Source organism: Pseudoalteromonas sp. CR1, from assembly GCF_019392235.1.
Taxonomy (GTDB): domain Bacteria; phylum Pseudomonadota; class Gammaproteobacteria; order Enterobacterales; family Alteromonadaceae; genus Pseudoalteromonas.
On the sequence record NZ_JAHXRM010000641.1, the window covers coordinates 1 to 234 of the forward strand.

1 protein-coding gene is annotated in these 234 nt (G+C 54.7%); it reads left to right on the forward strand.

What is annotated here, in order from left to right:
- Window positions 1–234: extracellular solute-binding protein (locus KZZ04_RS20860; protein WP_219424129.1), on the forward strand; the 234-nt coding region annotated here is incomplete at both ends.

Below are 234 nucleotides of genomic sequence, written 5' to 3' on the forward strand. Positions count from 1 at the left end.
GTTTCCGGTTACTACTCCGACAGCAAAACGGGCCACTTACTCTCCCAGCCATTCAACAGCTCGACCCCCGTTCTCTATTACAACAAAGACGCCTTCAAGAAAGCAGGATTAGACCCGGAACAACCGCCGAAAACCTGGCAGGATCTGGCGGACTATGCCGCGAAACTGAAAGCCTCCGGTATGAAGTGCGGCTACGCCAGCGGCTGGCAGGGCTGGATCCAACTGGAAAACTTT